Annotated in this window: 14 protein-coding genes and 1 tRNA gene; 4 read left to right on the top strand and 11 right to left on the bottom strand. The window is 67.7% G+C overall.

What is annotated here, in order from left to right:
- Positions 1-124 precede the first annotated feature (124 nt).
- From glgC to HZ992_RS09970, 3 genes are all read left to right on the top strand, one after another.
- Positions 125-1396, top strand: a complete 1272-nt coding sequence (gene glgC / locus HZ992_RS09980) for a glucose-1-phosphate adenylyltransferase (RefSeq protein WP_209386493.1) — start codon at positions 125-127, stop codon at positions 1394-1396.
- A 3-nt stretch (positions 1397-1399) separates the two neighbouring features.
- On the top strand, positions 1400-2857 hold the full coding sequence (gene glgA / locus HZ992_RS09975) for a glycogen synthase GlgA (RefSeq protein WP_209386492.1): 1458 nt from the start codon (positions 1400-1402) through the stop codon (positions 2855-2857).
- A gap of 82 nt (positions 2858-2939) precedes the next feature.
- Positions 2940-3188 (top strand): hypothetical protein, encoded by a 249-nt coding sequence (locus HZ992_RS09970; RefSeq protein WP_209386491.1) that lies wholly within the window; start codon positions 2940-2942, stop codon positions 3186-3188.
- An 11-nt stretch (positions 3189-3199) separates the two neighbouring features.
- Here the strand turns inward: HZ992_RS09970 and HZ992_RS09965 are convergent, their stop codons facing one another.
- From HZ992_RS09965 to HZ992_RS09940, 6 genes are all read right to left on the bottom strand, one after another.
- Positions 3200-3523, bottom strand: a complete 324-nt coding sequence (locus tag HZ992_RS09965; protein WP_209386490.1) for a hypothetical protein — start codon at positions 3521-3523, stop codon at positions 3200-3202.
- 146 nt (positions 3524-3669) lie between these two features.
- Positions 3670-4299 carry a hypothetical protein gene (locus HZ992_RS09960; RefSeq protein ID WP_209386489.1) on the bottom strand — a complete coding sequence of 210 codons (630 nt, stop codon included), beginning with the start codon at positions 4297-4299 and terminating at the stop codon, positions 3670-3672.
- Entirely contained in the window at positions 4296-4967 is a 672-nt protein-coding gene (locus HZ992_RS09955) for an SOS response-associated peptidase (RefSeq protein WP_209386488.1), read from the bottom strand. Before HZ992_RS09955 ends, HZ992_RS09960 begins: the two co-directional genes overlap by 4 nt.
- A 17-nt stretch (positions 4968-4984) precedes the next feature.
- A tRNA-Ser gene (locus HZ992_RS09950) sits at positions 4985-5075 on the bottom strand.
- A gap of 26 nt (positions 5076-5101) precedes the next feature.
- Positions 5102-6019, bottom strand: coding sequence for an SPFH domain-containing protein (locus HZ992_RS09945; RefSeq protein ID WP_209386487.1), 918 nt, complete (start codon positions 6017-6019; stop codon positions 5102-5104).
- 19 nt (positions 6020-6038) lie between these two features.
- Entirely contained in the window at positions 6039-6479 is a 441-nt protein-coding gene (locus HZ992_RS09940) for an NfeD family protein (RefSeq protein WP_209386486.1), read from the bottom strand.
- Between the two features lie 92 nt (positions 6480-6571).
- On the opposite strand from HZ992_RS09940, the gene HZ992_RS09935 reads away from it, so the two are divergent.
- On the top strand, positions 6572-8833 hold the full coding sequence (locus HZ992_RS09935) for an arginine/lysine/ornithine decarboxylase (RefSeq protein ID WP_209386485.1): 2262 nt from the start codon (positions 6572-6574) through the stop codon (positions 8831-8833).
- Positions 8834-8857: 24 nt separating this feature from the next.
- Here the strand turns inward: HZ992_RS09935 and HZ992_RS09930 are convergent, their stop codons facing one another.
- Genes HZ992_RS09930 through malF form a run of 5 tightly spaced genes read right to left on the bottom strand, consistent with a single transcriptional unit; the run spans position 8858 to position 15374 of the window.
- Positions 8858-10738 carry a glucokinase gene (locus tag HZ992_RS09930; RefSeq protein ID WP_209386484.1) on the bottom strand — a complete coding sequence of 627 codons (1881 nt, stop codon included), beginning with the start codon at positions 10736-10738 and terminating at the stop codon, positions 8858-8860.
- A gap of 32 nt (positions 10739-10770) precedes the next feature.
- Positions 10771-12414: an alpha-amylase family glycosyl hydrolase gene (locus HZ992_RS09925; protein WP_209386483.1), complete on the bottom strand. Its 1644-nt coding sequence runs from the start codon at positions 12412-12414 to the stop codon at positions 10771-10773.
- Positions 12411-12854 (bottom strand): pullulanase-associated domain-containing protein, encoded by a 444-nt coding sequence (locus tag HZ992_RS09920; protein WP_209386482.1) that lies wholly within the window; start codon positions 12852-12854, stop codon positions 12411-12413. The genes HZ992_RS09925 and HZ992_RS09920 overlap by 4 nt, the downstream gene beginning before the upstream one ends.
- Before the next feature lie 55 nt (positions 12855-12909).
- On the bottom strand, positions 12910-13800 hold the full coding sequence (gene malG / locus HZ992_RS09915; protein WP_209386481.1) for a maltose ABC transporter permease MalG: 891 nt from the start codon (positions 13798-13800) through the stop codon (positions 12910-12912).
- Positions 13801-13838: 38 nt separating this feature from the next.
- On the bottom strand, positions 13839-15374 hold the full coding sequence (gene malF / locus HZ992_RS09910) for a maltose ABC transporter permease MalF (protein WP_209386480.1): 1536 nt from the start codon (positions 15372-15374) through the stop codon (positions 13839-13841).
- Between the last annotated feature and the right edge of the window lie 35 nt (positions 15375-15409).

The raw sequence follows: 15409 nt of genomic DNA, 5'->3' as shown, positions 1-15409 counted from the left end.
GCTGCCGCGGGCTGAAAGTGCACCGCGGGCGGGCAGACGCCTGTTGCGCCGACGCCGAAAATGCTGATGATCGAACCGCGCCGCCACCTGTGCGTGCGCCCACGCCAATACAGGAGACCCATCCATGACCCCGAACGATCTCGCGCTCAGCCTGGATCTGCCCAAGCGCACCGTGGCGCTGGTGCTGGCCGGCGGGCGCGGCAGCCGGCTGAAGAACCTGACCGACCGGCGCGCCAAGCCCGCGGTCTACTTCGGCGGCAAGTTCCGGATCATCGACTTCGCGCTGTCCAACTGCCTGAACTCCGGCATCCGCCGCATCGGCGTGATCACGCAGTACAAGAGCCACAGCCTGATGCGCCACCTGCAGCGTGGCTGGGCCTTCCTGAAGAGCGAGATGAACGAGTTCGTCGACCTGATGCCTGCGCAGCAGCGCGTCGACGAGGAAAGCTGGTACCGCGGCACGGCCGACGCGGTGTACCAGAACCAGGACATCCTGGCCAGTTACGGCGCCGACTACATCGTCATCCTGGCCGGCGACCACATCTACAAGATGAACTACGCGCTGATGCTGGCCGACCACGTGGCCAAGGGGCGTGACTGCACGGTGGGCTGCATCGAAGTGCCGCGCAGCGAAGCCTCGGCCTTCGGCGTGATGGCGGTGAACGAGAAGAGCCTGATCACCGAATTCGTCGAAAAGCCGGCCGATCCGCCACCCATGCCCGGCAAGCCCGACAAATCGCTGGCCAGCATGGGCATCTACATCTTCAACGCGCGCTACCTCTACAAGGAACTCGAGCGCGACATCAATGACCCGAACTCCAGCCACGATTTCGGCAAGGACATCATCCCGCGCGCGGTGCGCAACGGGCAGGCTGCGGCGCACCCCTTCGACCTGAGCGCGGTGGGCACGCGCATGAACGAGGAGCCGTACTGGCGCGACGTCGGCACCATCGACGCCTACTGGGACGCCAACATCGACCTGACGGCCACCGACCCGCTGCTCAACCTGTACGACACACGCTGGCCGATCTGGACCTACCAGCCGCAGCTGCCGCCGGCCAAGTTCGTGCACAATCAGGACGACCGCCGCGGCATGGCCATCGAATCGCTGGTCTCCGGCGGCTGCATCGTCTCGGGCCAGGTGTTCCGCTCCGTGCTGTTCTCCAGCGTGCGCGTGCATTCGCACTCCAGCGTCTCCTGGGCGGTGCTGCTGCCCGGCGTGCAGGTGGGCCGCGGCGCCAGGCTCACTCGGGTGGTGGTCGATCGTGGCTGCCACATCCCGGACGGCATGGTCATCGGCGAGGACCCGGCCACCGATGCGGAGCGTTTCTTCCGCACCGACAACGGCATCACCCTGGTCACGCGCGAGATGCTCTCGCAATTCGACCCGATCTGACCGATGAAGGTCCTGCATGCCGCCGCGGAAGTCTTTCCGCTGGTGAAGACGGGCGGGCTGGCCGACGTCGTCGGCGCGTTGCCGCAAGCGCTGGTGCGCGCGGGAGCGGACGTTCGGCTCGTGTTGCCGGGCCTGCCGGCGATCGTCGACGCCGTGCTGCACCAGAAGACGATCGTCGAACTCGGGCCCCTGTTCGGCGCCGGCCGTATCGCCGTGCGTCTGGGCACCATGCCCTACAGTCACGTGCCTGCCTACGTGATCGATGCACCGTACCTGTACCGGCGCGGCGGCGGGCCCTACCAGGCCAGCGACGGCAGCGAGTGGCCCGACAACCTGCAACGTTTCGCCCTGCTGGGCTGGATGGCGGCGCACCTGGCCTCCGGTGAAATCGACCCGGACTGGACACCGCAACTGCTGCATGCCCACGACTGGCATGCGGCGCTGGCCTGCGCCTACATGGCGGCTCACCCGGGCAACACGGCCAGCTCGGTGTTCACGGTCCACAACCTGGCCTTCCAGGGCCTGTTCCCGCAGCAGGATTTCGCGCAGCTCGGATTGCCGCTGCGCTACATGCAGTCCCATGGGCTGGAGTTCCACGGCCAGCTCTCGTTCATGAAGCGGGCCTGGAAGTACGCGCAGCGCGTCACGACGGTGAGCCCAACCTACGCCGGCGAGATCGCGACGCACGAGTTCGGCTGCGGGCTCGACGGCGTGATCCGCGGCCGCGGCGCCGAGGTCAGCGGCATCCTCAACGGCGTGGACGGCGCCGTCTGGGACCCGGCCAAGGACAGCAGCCTGACCGCACGCTACTCCGCCAAGGACCTGGCCGGCAAGTCCCGCAACAAGGCTGCGCTGCAGAAGGAGATGGGTCTCGAGGTGAAGGCCGGCGCGCCGCTGTTCGGCGTCGTCAGCCGCCTGTCGGCCCAGAAGGGGCTGGACCTGGTGCTCGCCGCCTTGCCGGCGCTGCTGCGCCAGGGTGCCCAGCTGGTGCTGCAGGGCTCCGGCGACCCGGTGCTCGAGGCCGCGTTCACGGCTGCCGCATTCGCACACCCTGCGCAAGTGGCGGTTCGCATCGGCTACGACGAAACCTTCGCCCACCGCTTGATCGCCGGCTCGGACGTGATCATGGTGCCGTCGCGCTTCGAGCCCTGCGGCCTGACCCAGCTCTACGGCCTGCGCTACGGCACGCTGCCGCTCGTCAGGCGTGTCGGTGGGCTGGCCGACACGGTGGTCGATGCGAGCGAAGCCGCCGTGCGCGACGGGCTGGCTACCGGCTTCAGCTTCGACGCGGCCACCCCGGCCGCGCTGGAGGCGGCCCTGCTGCGCGCCGTGCAGGCCCATGCCCAACCCGAGTTGTGGCGCCGCTTGATGGTGACGGCCATGGCCCAGGACTTTTCCTGGGAGGGCGCAGCACAGCACTACATGTCGCTCTATCGCAGCCTGCCCGGGCTCCGGCAATAGTTCACAACAGGTATCAGAATGTAAGCCAAGCCCCCGTGCCCACGGGCTGCACCGCGCCGCATGCACCACCAACAATGGCGCCATGAGCAGAAACCAACCCGCTTACAAGGACACGCAGGTCTTCGACTGGGAAGTCGAGCCGCACGACGAGCGCCCCAGCGCGTTCTCGCAGACCACCGGCTACTCGCTGCTGTCGGGCTACCACGTGGAGCCGGTGCGCGAATCACACCGACGGCAGCGCAGCATCGCGCCGGCCCTGGTGGCAGCAGGACTGGTGGTCGCGCTGGGCAGTGCCGCGATGGTGGGTTTCGTGCGCTTCCTGCACTCCTGAGGCGAAGCGCCTCAGGCCCACAGGGCGGAAAGGGCCGACTCGCTGCGGCGCACGAAAGATCGGGCCGGCGTGGCCGCCTTGAAGTAACCGCGATCGAGATCGCTGCAGATCGCCGCATACCAGGTCGAGCCCGGCCCGGCTGCGTAGACGCGGATCTCGCCGGTGGAGCGCCGCCGCATCGACACGATGCCGCCGCTCAGGCCGAGCAACTGGCTGATGCCGGAGTGCGAGTCTTCCTCGATCTCGAAGTCGCGCTCGTCTAGCCCGCGCGAGGCGAGCATGCGGCGCAGCGCCTGGATCTTCTCGCCGCCGACGCTGTGGATCATCTGTGCCATGTCGCCTGCTCCGTCTCGTTGCACGGCCGAAGGGCCGATGCAGCGAATTCTTCGTGCCCCGGCCGGCAGCGCACATCCCCAAGGGGTGGGTGTGAAGCTAGGGGGAGTCAGGCGAGCAGCCCGTGGCAAGGCGTGCCAGAGCGTGCTCAGGGCGTGCTCTTGGCGCCTTCCTTGGCGCTTTGCCTGGCGGCATCGCGGGCATACTGCGCTTCGAAGGCACGACGCGCGCGGATGTAGTGGTTCGCGCACTCCATCGAGGCCGAGTCGGCGCAGCCGGCCGGCTTGCGGTAGGAGGCCGCCCAGGCGCGTTCCTTGCGCTCGGCTTCGGAGAGCGTGCTGCGCTGGGCCTCCTCGGCCAGCCGCTGCTGCTCGCGGATCTTCTCGGCGCGTGCGCGCTCTTCGTCTTCGGCGGCACGCTGGCGTTGCGCAGCCGCTTGCTGGGCGGCTTCGATCTGCTGCTGGTTCTCGCGCGAGATGCGTTCGATCTCTGCCGCCGTGGCCCGTGCATTGGACTCGGCGGTCGAGCGTGCGCTCCAGCGCACGTAGGCCGCTGCGATGGCCGTGGCGACGAGGATGCCGATCAGCACCGCGATGGCGAACTGCAGAGGCAGCGGCACCGAGAACGAATCCCAGCCGCGGCGCCGCTTGGGTATGCGCGGCATGCGCTTGAACGGCGTGGCGGCGGCCACGCTCACCGGCTTGGCGGGTTCGGTGCGCGGGCCGCCTTCGGCCGGCTCCGGCTGCGTGGGGGTCGCGTCCTGCTCGTTGGCGCTCATGCGGCGGAGTCTACGTCCGCCGGACCGGCATCGAACAGCTCCGTTTCCGACAGTCGCAACAAGCGGCGTGCTTCGGCCTGCGTTCCGTGCAGCCACAGGTCGACATCCTCGAACTCGACCGGCACCACCGAGCGCTTGTCCTGCTGGTCGGGGCCGAGCTTCGGGTCGGGCTTGTGCATGCGCCGCATCAAGGGGTGGGCATCGGCGTTCAGGGTGAGCATGGTGTAGCTCTCCACCAGCTCGCCGGTGGCCTTGTCGGTCCAGGTGTTCCACAGTCCGGCCAGGCCCCAGGGCGCGCCGTCGACACGGCGAAAGCGCCACCACACGTTCTTGCCGCTCTCCCAGTTCGGCTCGTCGAACGACCAGGCCGGGATGATGCAGCGCTTGCCGTGTTTCCACGGGTCCTTGAATGTGGCCTTGTCGGCCAGCTCCTCGCTGCGCGCATTGCAGGTCGAGTAGGTGAGCTTGGGCGTCTTCGCGAACCAGGGCACCAGGCCCCATTGTCCGATCACCAGTTCACGCTCGGGCTCGGTCGAGTCGCGTGCGGCGCGGATGAAGGCGCCGGGGCGCTGCGGAAAGATCTCGCCGCCGCGCCACGGCGTGTGCCGGCCAATGTGCCAGGCCCGCTCGATGGCCGCGGCTTCGGGGGAGACGTAGCGGGTGCACATGCGTGGAAGTGCGGGGATGGCGGAGAGAGCGGGATTCGAACCCGCGGAGGGCTGTTAACCCTCACACGCTTTCCAGGCGTGCGACTTAAACCGCTCATCCATCTCTCCGGAGCCGCGGAGTTTATCGCAAGAGTTCAGGGCGCCCCGGGGGCCTTGCCCTTGAGCAGCGCCATCGCCGTGCCGATCAGCGCCGACACCTCGCCCATGTGGCCAGGCACGATCATGGTGTTGTTCTTCTGCGCCAGCTGGCCATAGGCCTCGACGGCCTTCTCCGCGACCTTCAACTGCACCGCCTGCTCGCCGCCGGGCGACTGGATCGCTGCGGCGATCTTGCGGATCGCGTCGGCGGTGGCGTCGGCCACCGCGGTGATGGCAGCGGCCTCGCCCTGCGCCTTGTTGATCTCAGCCTGTCGCTCGCCCTCGGAGCGGGCGATCGAGGCCTCGCGCTCGCCGGTGGCGATGTTGATCTGCTCCTGCTTGCGGCCTTCCGACGCGGCGATCAGCGCGCGCTTCTCGCGCTCGGCGGTGATCTGCGCCTGCATCGAATGCAGGATGGCTGCCGGCGGTGTCAGGTCCTTGATCTCGTAGCGCAGCACCTTCACGCCCCAGTTGGACGCCGCGTCGTCGAGCGCGCTGACCACCGAGGCGTTGATCGCGTCGCGCTCCTCGAAGGTCTTGTCGAGTTCCATCTTGCCGATCACCGAGCGCAGCAGGGTCTGCGCGAGCTGCGTGATGGCCAGGATGTAGTTGCTCGAGCCGTAGCTCGCGCGCATCGGGTCGGTGACCTGGAAGTAGATGATGCCGTCGACCTGCAGCTGCGTGTTGTCCTTGGTGATGCAGACTTGGCTGGGCACGTCCAGCGGCACCTCCTTGAGCGAGTGCTTGTAGGCCACCCGTTCAATGAAGGGCACGACGAACTTGAGGCCCGGCGTGAGCGTGCGGTCGAACTTGCCCAGCCGCTCGACAACCCAGGCGTGCTGCTGCGGCACGATCTTGAAGGTGCGGTAGATGAAGATGCCGGCGATGACGGCCAGGATGAGAGCGATTTCCATGGGGCGCTTTCCGAGTGAATCAGTTCGATGCGGCCGGTGCCAGCACCAGCCAATTGCCTTCGACGGCGGCGACGCGGTGCTCGCCGGGCGCGGCGGCAGCGCCCGGCTGCAGGCGTGCCGTCCATTGCGTGCCGCGGTAGGTGACGCGCGCGGTGCCATCGCTGCCCCAGGCCGCCACCTGTACCCGCTCGCCGATGTCGAGGTTGACGTCGCGATTGCTGGCTGCCGGCGCCGACTGCGGATGGCTGGCGCGCTTCCAGTGCCACAGCGCCGTGGCGGCCGAGCCCACGACCGCCGCGGCGACGATCTGCAGCGTGGTCGACAGGCCGAGATGGGCAGCCAGCGCTCCGGCACCCAGCCCGAGCGCGAACATCAGAAGGTAGAAGGTGCCGGTGGCCAGTTCGGCGGCCACGGCCACTCCGGCGGCGACCCACCAGAAGGTGGCGGCAGACAGGTCCATGCGGGCTCCTCGAAGCGTGATCGGGCGCAGTGTACGGTCAGGCGCAGGCCCTACACTTCGCGCTCCCGCTTTTTGCCACCCCGAGGCTTGCCATGCTGCGCTTCCGCTTTCCGATCGTCATCATCGACGAGGACTACCGCTCGGAGAACACCTCCGGCCTGGGCATCCGCGCGCTGGCCGAGGCGATCGAGAAGGAAGGCTTCGAGGTGCTGGGCGCCACCAGCTACGGTGACCTGAGCCAGTTCGCGCAGCAGCAAAGCCGCGCCAGCGCCTTCATCCTGTCGATCGACGACGAGGAGTTCACCGCCGGCCCGGAGATCGACCCCGCCGTGGTGAACCTGCGCAAGTTCATCCAGGAGATCCGCTTCAAGAACGCGGAGATCCCGATCTACCTGTATGGCGAGACGCGCACCTCGCAGCACCTGCCCAACGACGTGCTGCGCGAACTGCACGGCTTCATCCACATGTTCGAGGACACGCCGGAGTTCGTGGCGCGCCACATCATCCGCGAGGCCAAGGCCTACATGGATGGGCTGGCGCCGCCGTTCTTCCGCGCGCTGGTCGACTATGCGCAGGACGGTTCCTACTCGTGGCACTGCCCGGGCCACTCCGGCGGCGTGGCCTTCCTGAAGAGCCCGGTGGGCCGCATGTTCCACCAGTTCTTCGGCGAGAACATGCTGCGCGCCGACGTCTGCAACGCCGTCGACGAACTCGGCCAGCTGCTCGACCACACCGGCCCGGTGGCGGCCTCGGAGCGCAACGCGGCGCGCATCTTCAACGCCGACCACTGCTTCTTCGTCACCAACGGCACGAGCACGAGCAACAAGATGGTCTGGCACCACGCGGTGGCGCCGGGCGATGTGGTGGTGGTCGACCGCAATTGCCACGTCTCGATCCTGCACTCGATCATCATGACCGGCGCGGTGCCGGTGTTCCTGCCGCCCACGCGCAACCACTACGGCATCATCGGCCCGATCCCGCAGGCCGAGTTCTCGCCCGAGGCCATCAAGCGCAAGATCGCCAAGAACCCGCTGCTGGCCGGCGTCGACCCTGATCAGGTGAAGCCGCGCATCCTGACGCTGACGCAGAGCACCTATGACGGTGTGCTCTACAACACCGAGACGATCAAGCAGTCGCTGGACGGCTACATCGACACGCTGCACTTCGACGAGGCCTGGCTGCCGCACGCCGCCTTTCACAAGTTCTACGGCACCTATCACGCGATGGGCCGCAAGCGTGCCCGGCCGAAGGACCAGCTGGTCTTCGCCACCCAGTCGACCCACAAGCTGCTGGCCGGCCTGAGCCAGGCCTCGCAGGTGCTCGTGCAGGACTCGCCGGGGCGCAAGCTCGACCGGCACCTCTTCAACGAGGCCTACCTGATGCACACCTCGACCAGCCCGCAGTACGCGATCATCGCCAGCTGCGACGTGGCCGCGGCGATGATGGAAGCGCCGGGCGGCACCGCGCTGGTGGAAGAAAGCATCCTCGAGGCGCTCGACTTCCGCCGTGCCATGCGCAAGGTCGACAAGGAATACGGCAAGGACTGGTGGTTCAAGGTCTGGGGGCCGGACAAGCTCACCAACGACGGCATCGGCACCAGCGCCGACTGGGTGCTCAAGGCCGGCGACAAGTGGCACGGCTTCGGCGACCTGGCCGAGGGCTTCAACCTGCTCGACCCGATCAAGAGCACCATCATCACGCCGGGGCTCGATGTCTCCGGCAAGTTCGCCAAGACCGGCATCCCGGCGTCGATCGTCACCAAGTTCCTCGCCGAACACGGCGTGGTGGTCGAGAAGACGGGCCTGTACTCCTTCTTCATCATGTTCACCATCGGCATCACCAAGGGCCGATGGAACACGCTGCTGACCGCGCTGCAGCAGTTCAAGGACGACTACGACAAGAACCAGCCGCTGTGGCGCATCCTGCCGGAGTTCATCGCCAAGCATCCGCGCTACGAGCGCATGGGCCTGCGCGACCTGTGCCAGAGCATCCACGAGATGTACGCCCGCGGCGACGTGGCCCGGCTGACCACCGAGATGTACCTGTCGGACCTGCATCCGGCGATGAAGCCGAGTGACGCCTATGCGCACATCGCGCATCGCAAGACCGAGCGGGTGGAGATCGACCAGCTCGAAGGTCGCATCACCACCGCGCTGCTCACGCCCTATCCGCCGGGCATTCCGCTGCTCATCCCGGGCGAGCGCTTCAACCGCAAGATCGTCGACTTCCTGCGCTTCACGCGCGAGTTCAACGCGGCCTTCCCCGGCTTCGACACCGACGTGCACGGTCTCGTGGAAGAAGAAGGCGAGGCCGGCGCACCGCGCCGCTACTTCGTCGACTGCGTTCGCCCCTGAGGCCGGCGCGCTGCGGCGCGGCGCTCAGGCGATGTGCGAGATCAGCACGCCGGGCGCAGGCTGCAGCTGGCCTTCGGCGTGCGCCTGCCCGGGGGCCGGCGCGGGCGCACCCGGCCCGCTGGCGCCGGCACGGCGCACCGCCAGGCCGACCGACATCATGTCGACCACCAGCAGGTGCAGGATGCGCGAGATCATCGAGACGAAGGTGGTCACGTCTTCGTTGTGCTCGACCGGGATGCACACCGTCGAGCGGCGTGCCAGCAGCGACTGACCGGCCGTCACGGCGATCACCGCCGCACCGCGCTCCACGGCCAGCCCGGCGGCGCGCGCCAGCTCGGGCGGCTGGCCCGAACTGGAGATGAATACCGCCACGTCGTTGGGGCCGAGCAGCTCGGCGGCCATGGTGTGCATGGCGGCGTCGGTGTGCGCCACCGACGGGATGCGGAAGCGGAACAGCTTGTGCTGCGCATCCAGCGCCACCACCGCCGAGTTGCCCATCGCATAGAACTCGACGCGCTTGGCCTGGCGCAGGTACTCGATGGCACGGTCCACCGCCTCGACATTGAGCGATTCGCGGAACTGCATGATCGCGGAGATCGTGTTGTCGAGCACCTTGGCGCACAGGTCGCCGGTGCTGTCCTGCCGGCGCACCTGCGATCGCTGCACCGGCAACGTGCCGGTCAGGCCCGAGCCCAGCTTGAGCTTGAAGTCGGCCAGCCCCTGGAAACCCAGCGAGCGGCAGAAGCGGATCACCGTGGGCTGGCTCACCTCGGCCCCCTGGGCGATCAGCGCGATCGGATCGTTCAGCGCGGTGCGCGGGTTGTCCAGCACGAAGTTGGCCACGCGCTTTTCGGCCGGTGACAGCGCGTCGCGCGAGGCACGCACGCGCTCGAGCAGCGGGTTGCCGCCTTCCTGGTCGGGCACATGGTCGGCGAGCAGCGACGAGACGCCGTGGAAGGCCGGGTTCTCGGCCGTCAGCACGTAGGTCGGGATGCGCGCCACGTAGTTGCTGAAGCGGCCCTTCTCCTCGAAGCGCTGCCGGAAGGGCGAGCGGTCGAACAGTTCGCCCATACGCGGCACGATGCCGCCGCCGACGAAGATGCCGCCGGTGGCGCCCAGCGTGAGCGCCAGGTCGGAGGCCATCGTGCCGAGCATGGCGCAGAAGCTCTCCACCGTCTCGCTGCAGGCCGAGTCGGCGTTCTGCAGCGCGCGGCGCACGATCTCCGCCGCGCTCAGGTGCAGCTCGGCGCCGGGCTTGTCGTGGGTCAGCGCCTGGTAGATCAGCTCGAGGCCGGGGCCGGAGAGCAAGCGCTCGGCCGACACCCGCGGCATGGTCTTCCAGGCGAACTGCAGGATGCGCAGCTCGCGCTCGTCGGTCGGCGCGAAGCCGACGTGTCCACCTTCGGTGGCCAGCGTCACCCAACGGTCGCCGCTGGGGATGAGGCCCGAGACGCCCAGGCCCGTGCCGGGGCCGATCAGGCCGATCACGCCATTGGCCTGGGCTTCGCCGCCGCCGACCTGGTGGCGTCCGTCGGCACCCACGCGCGGCAGCGACATCGCCAGCGCAGTGAAGTTGTTGACGACCAGCAGCGTGGTCAGGTCGAGCTGGCGCTGCGCCTCCTGGATCGAGAAGGCCCAGTCGCGGTTGGTCATGCGCACCCAGTCGCCTTCGATCGGGTTGGCGATCGCCACGGCCCCATGGCGAGGCTTGATGCCGGGCAGCGTGTCGAGGTAGGCCTGCACCACCGCGGTGAAACCGGGGTAGTCGGCGCAGGGCAGCACCGCCACGTGCTCGAAGCGGCCCGGCACCTGCTCGATGCAGAAGCGCGCGTAGGTCGCGCCGATGTCCGCCAGCAGGCGCGGATCGGCGTGCGGTTGCACGGAAGCGGAGCGTTCGAAAGGCATGGAGGCGTGGGGCTCCGGGCGGGGAAGAAGGGCTAGCGGGCCCTCAGGATCAGGACCTGCTGCGCCGCGAGCTTGACCTGAGCAGCTTCGGTGCCAGGCTTGGCCGAGCCGGCCTTCTTCGCGGCGGCAAAGGGCAGGGCGGCACCTGCCGGGAAGGCGACCGTCCAGCCGTCGGCCTGGAAGCCGGCCGGCAGGGTGAACGTCGACTCGCGGTAGGCGAAGTTGATCAGCACCAGCAGGCGGCTGCCCTCGTGTTCGCGCGTGAAGGCGAAGATCGGCGAATCGCGCTCCGACAGCGGGGTCATCGAGCCCACCGACAGCGCCGGCTCGGCACTGCGCAGCGCGATCAGGCCGCGGTACCAGCTCAGCAACGAGTTCGGGTCGGACTGCTGCACGGCCACGTTGTGCGTCTTCCAGTTGCTCACGCTGGGCCGGAAGGGCTTGGCGGCGGTCGTGAAACCGGCGTGCGCTTCGGCGCTCCAGCTCATCGGGCCGCGGATGGTCTGGTCCTCGTTGCCGGCGCCCTCCGACATGCCCAGGCCGATCTCCTCGCCGTAGTAGACGAAGGGCGTGCCGGGAAGGGTGAGCAGCGTGGCCGCAGCCACCTTGTAGCTCTTCTCGTCGCCGGCGAACTGCTTCATCAGCCGCGGCCCCGCGAAGTAGTCGTGGTTGGCCAGCAGCGTGGCCAGCCGCGGCACCGGCAGCTTGCGCAGGTTGTAGAGCAGGTCGTCGCGCAGGCGGCCGATCTTCACGCTGCCCATGATGTGCTTGTGCAGGCCGAAGGCGAAGGCGCTGCCGCAGGAGTCGGCCGTGGCGAAAGGCGCCGGATCGCTGGGCGATTCGCACACCAGGTACTTGTTGCCGTAGCTCGCCAACAACTGCTGCACGCGCTTGAGCAACTGGTGGTTCTCGGGCTGGTTCTCCCAGGCGATGGCGCTGTTCTCGAACAACACGCCGACCGCGTCGAAGCGGAAGCCGTCGACACCGCGGTTCAGCCAGAAGCGCAGGTTGTCGAGGTGGAAGTCGACCACCTTCGGGTTGCGCAGGTTGAAGTCGGGCATGCCCGGGTCGAACACCGCGTAGTACCAGCGCTGGTTGCCCTCGCGCCAGGGGTCGCCGGCGAAGGTGTTCCAACCCTTGGGCTTGTCTTCGGCAAAGATGAACCAGTCGGCATAGGGCGACTTGCGGCTGTCGTAGGCGCTCTCGAACAGCGGGTGGGCCGACGACACGTGGTTCATCACGTAGTCGAGAATGACCGCGATGCCGCGTTGGTGTGCCTCGGCGAGGAAGCGGTCGAAGTCGGCCAGCGTGCCGTAGTCGGGCTCGATGTCGCGGAAGTCGACCACCGCGTAGCCGTGGTCGTGGTCTTCGCTCTTGAAGATCGGCATCAGCCAGATGCCTTTGATGCCGAGTTGCTGCAGGTAGTCCAGGCGCTGGGTCAGGCCGGCCAAGTCGCCGATGCCGTCGCCGTTGCTGTCCTGGTACGAGCGCACCAGGATCTCCATGAACACGCCGCGCTGGGCCCAGCCGGCCGGCAGCTTGCTCGGCACGGGCGCGGCGGCCACCGGAGCGAGGCCAGGGATGTCGGCGGCCTGCACCAGGGAGCCGCCGCACAGGGCGGCCCCGCAGCACAGCGCCGCCAGGGTGCGGCGCAGCCAGCGCGTGGCGTGACTCACTTGCAGGGCGTCTCTTCGCGGCCCTTCTTGGCCTCGTCCAGAGAGGTGTAGATCTTGCGGTCGCCGCTGTTGACCCAGATCTCCTTGGTCGTGTTGCCGTCGAACTGCATGTCCTTGCCGCCCTGGTCCTTGGTCTCGCCCTTGTGGATGATGTAGTTGACCTTGCCGCCCGGGAAGTCCTCGAGCTTGACGTGCCAGTAGACGCCGAAGTCGTTCTTGCCGCTCGGCTCCACCGGGCTGGCCCAGCTCACGCCCGGCACGGCGGGGCCGCCGGGGCCGCGCTGGAAGATGTGCAGGCCCCAGTTGTTGTAGTTGCCGTCGCAGCGGTTGTAGTTGATGGCGACCGAGCCCGCGGGCGGGTTGGAGGTGGCCAGCGCCGGCGACAGCGCGGCGATCGAGAGGGCGGCAGCAACCGCCGTGCGCAGGAGAGAGCGGGACATCGTCATGTTGACCTCTTGAGGAGTGAATGGGGCCCGCGAAGGCCCGGGAGAAGAATCAGCCCTTGATGCCGCCTGCCGTGAGGCCGGAGATCATCCACTTCTGCGCGAGGATGAACACCACGGTGATCGGCAGGCCCGACAGGATGGCGGCGGCGGCGAAGTCGCCCCACAGGTACTTCTGCTGGTAGAGGAACTGCTGCGAGCCCACCGCCATGGTCAGCATGTCCTGCTGCTTGAGCAGGATCGACGCCACCGGATATTCGATGATCGCGCCGATGAAGGCCAGCAGGAACACCACCATCAGGATGGGCACTGCCATGGGCAGCAGCACCAGCCGGAAGGCCTGCCAGGGCGTGGCACCGTCGACCTTGGCGGCTTCCTCGATCTCGATGGGGATGGTGTCGTAGTAGCCCTTGATCGTCCACACGTGCAGCGCGATGCCGCCCGAGTAGGCCAGCAGCAGGGCCCAGTGGGTGTCGATGCCCAGCGCCGGGAAGGCATTACCGATGCGGTCGAAGATGGCGTAGATGGCCACCAGCGCTAGCACGGCCGGGAACATCTGCATCAGCATCAGGCCGAGCAGCGCCTGTCGCTTGCCGACGAACTTCATGCGCGCGAACGCATAGGCGGCGGTGGTCGACAGCAGCAGCCCGATCAGTGCCGACAGCGTGGCCACCTTCACCGAGTTCCACAGCCAGCGCAGCACCGGCAGGTCGGGCTCGATGAGGCGGCCGGTGGCATCCTGGAAGGGCAGGCCGAGCGCGAAGCGCCAGTGCTCCAGGCTGATGCTCTGCGGGATGATGCTGCCGGTGGCGAAATTGCCCGGCCGCAGCGAGATCGACAGGATCATCAGGAACGGGAAGATGACGACCGCGCACAGGCACAGCAGGAAAACATGCGCGGCAATCACGCGCCAGCGGTGCGACTTGTCGAGGACGATGGCCATGACCGAGGCTCCTGTGGATGGATGCTGCCCGTATTCGCTCAGCGCTTTTCTTCGTCGACGACGCGCGTGAAACGCATCTGCACCAGCGTGATCGCCGCCACCAGCAGGAAGATCACGGTGGAGATCGCCGCAGCCAGGCCGAACTGCTGGCCCGAATCCTGGAACGCGATGCGGTAGGTGTAGGACACCAGGATGTCGGTGGTGCCCGCCGGCACCGAGGTGTCGAGGAAGTCGGGCCGGCCGCCCGTGAGCAGGCTGATCAGCACGAAGTTGTTGAAGTTGAATGCGAAGGAACTGATCAGCAGCGGCGTCAGCGGCTTGAGGATCAGCGGCAGCGTGATGCTCACGAAGTTGGTGATCGGGCCGGCGCCGGCCACGGCCGACGCCTCGTACAGGTCGGCCGGGATCGCCTTGATCAGGCCCATGCACACGACCATCATGTACGGGAAGCCCAGCCAGGTGTTGACGAGCAGCAGCATCGCCTTGGCCAGGAAGGGGTCGGAGAACCAGGCCGGCTTGACGCCGAACAGGCCGCCGAGGATCAGGTTGATCTCGCCGGTGTTCTGGTTGAACAGGCCGCGGAACACCAGGATCGAGATGAAGCCCGGCACCGCGTACGGCAGGAACAGCAGGATGCGGTAGAAGCCCTTGAACTGCAGGTTCTCCCAGTTCAGCAGAACCGCGAGGAACATGCCCAGCGCGGTGGCGAAGAGCACCGTCAGGCCGGAGAACACCACCGTCCAGATGAAGATGCGCAGGAAGGGCTCGCGAAAGCGCTGCTCGGTGAAGATGCGCGTGTAGTTGTCCCAGCCGATGCCGACCTGGAAGCCCGGCTGCAGCGGCTCGCCGGTGGCCGTCTCGAAGAAACCGGTCTTGAAGTTGGGCTTCACGACGGCCTGCGTCTGCTGGTTGACCAGGCTGCCGTCGGCATTTCGCTTGTACAGCGGGCTGGACTGCGCGAACTCGCGCAGGCTCGACATGCGCAGCTTCGCGCCGTCCGGCGTGCTGACGCTGATCGCCTTCAGCGGCTTTTGCCGCTCGATCAGCGTCTTCAGCGGCACCGCCTCGCCCAGCGCCACGGCTGCGGTTTCTTCGGGCACCGCCTGCAGTTCGAGCGGGCGCTCGGCGCTCAGCGCGAGCGGGCCGAACAGGAAGCTCTTGCCGGTGTCGGCATGCTCGAGCCGGCCACGGAACTCGCTGCCGTCGGCGTGCAGCGAGAAGTTGTAGAGCACGCCCTCGACGCGGAAGCTCTCGTCGAGCAGGTAGGCCTCGGCGCGCGGGTACTCGAGCAGGTTCTTCGAGCTGTAGTTGCTGAAGCCGATGGCGATCGTGTAGACCATCGGGAAGACGACGAAGATCAGCGCCGCCGCGATGCCCGGGAAGAGGTAGCGGAAGGCATACACCTTCTGCGAGGTGTAGATCCACAGCGCCAGGCCGACGATCACCAGGATCGTGCCGGCCAGCAGCGTCTCGCCGACCGCATAGACCAGGGTCACCAGGTACAGCGCGGCCAGCACGATCAGTGCGAGCAGGGCCGGGCCGGCATACCGGCGGTAGGGCGACTCAGAGCTCATGGTTCGCGGCGGGGGGCTTCATTGCGGTGGCACGA

Source organism: Rhizobacter sp. AJA081-3, assembly GCF_017795745.1.
Classification (GTDB): Bacteria; Pseudomonadota; Gammaproteobacteria; order Burkholderiales; family Burkholderiaceae_C; genus Piscinibacter.
The sequence above is the reverse complement of the archived record's forward strand: the minus strand, read 5'-3'. Positions and strand labels throughout refer to the sequence as shown.

Coding starts and splice junctions, on each gene's coding strand:
- glgC (WP_209386493.1), top strand. CDS start 125: ATGACCCCGAACGATCTCGCGCTCAGCCTGGATCTGCCCAAGCGCACC.
- glgA (WP_209386492.1), top strand. CDS start 1,400: ATGAAGGTCCTGCATGCCGCCGCGGAAGTCTTTCCGCTGGTGAAGACG.
- HZ992_RS09970 (WP_209386491.1), top strand. CDS start 2,940: ATGAGCAGAAACCAACCCGCTTACAAGGACACGCAGGTCTTCGACTGG.
- HZ992_RS09965 (WP_209386490.1), bottom strand. CDS start 3,523: ATGGCACAGATGATCCACAGCGTCGGCGGCGAGAAGATCCAGGCGCTG.
- HZ992_RS09960 (WP_209386489.1), bottom strand. CDS start 4,299: ATGAGCGCCAACGAGCAGGACGCGACCCCCACGCAGCCGGAGCCGGCC.
- HZ992_RS09955 (WP_209386488.1), bottom strand. CDS start 4,967: ATGTGCACCCGCTACGTCTCCCCCGAAGCCGCGGCCATCGAGCGGGCC.
- HZ992_RS09945 (WP_209386487.1), bottom strand. CDS start 6,019: ATGGAAATCGCTCTCATCCTGGCCGTCATCGCCGGCATCTTCATCTAC.
- HZ992_RS09940 (WP_209386486.1), bottom strand. CDS start 6,479: ATGGACCTGTCTGCCGCCACCTTCTGGTGGGTCGCCGCCGGAGTGGCC.
- HZ992_RS09935 (WP_209386485.1), top strand. CDS start 6,572: ATGCTGCGCTTCCGCTTTCCGATCGTCATCATCGACGAGGACTACCGC.
- HZ992_RS09930 (WP_209386484.1), bottom strand. CDS start 10,738: ATGCCTTTCGAACGCTCCGCTTCCGTGCAACCGCACGCCGATCCGCGC.
- HZ992_RS09920 (WP_209386482.1), bottom strand. CDS start 12,854: ATGTCCCGCTCTCTCCTGCGCACGGCGGTTGCTGCCGCCCTCTCGATC.
- malG (WP_209386481.1), bottom strand. CDS start 13,800: ATGGCCATCGTCCTCGACAAGTCGCACCGCTGGCGCGTGATTGCCGCG.
- malF (WP_209386480.1), bottom strand. CDS start 15,374: ATGAGCTCTGAGTCGCCCTACCGCCGGTATGCCGGCCCGGCCCTGCTC.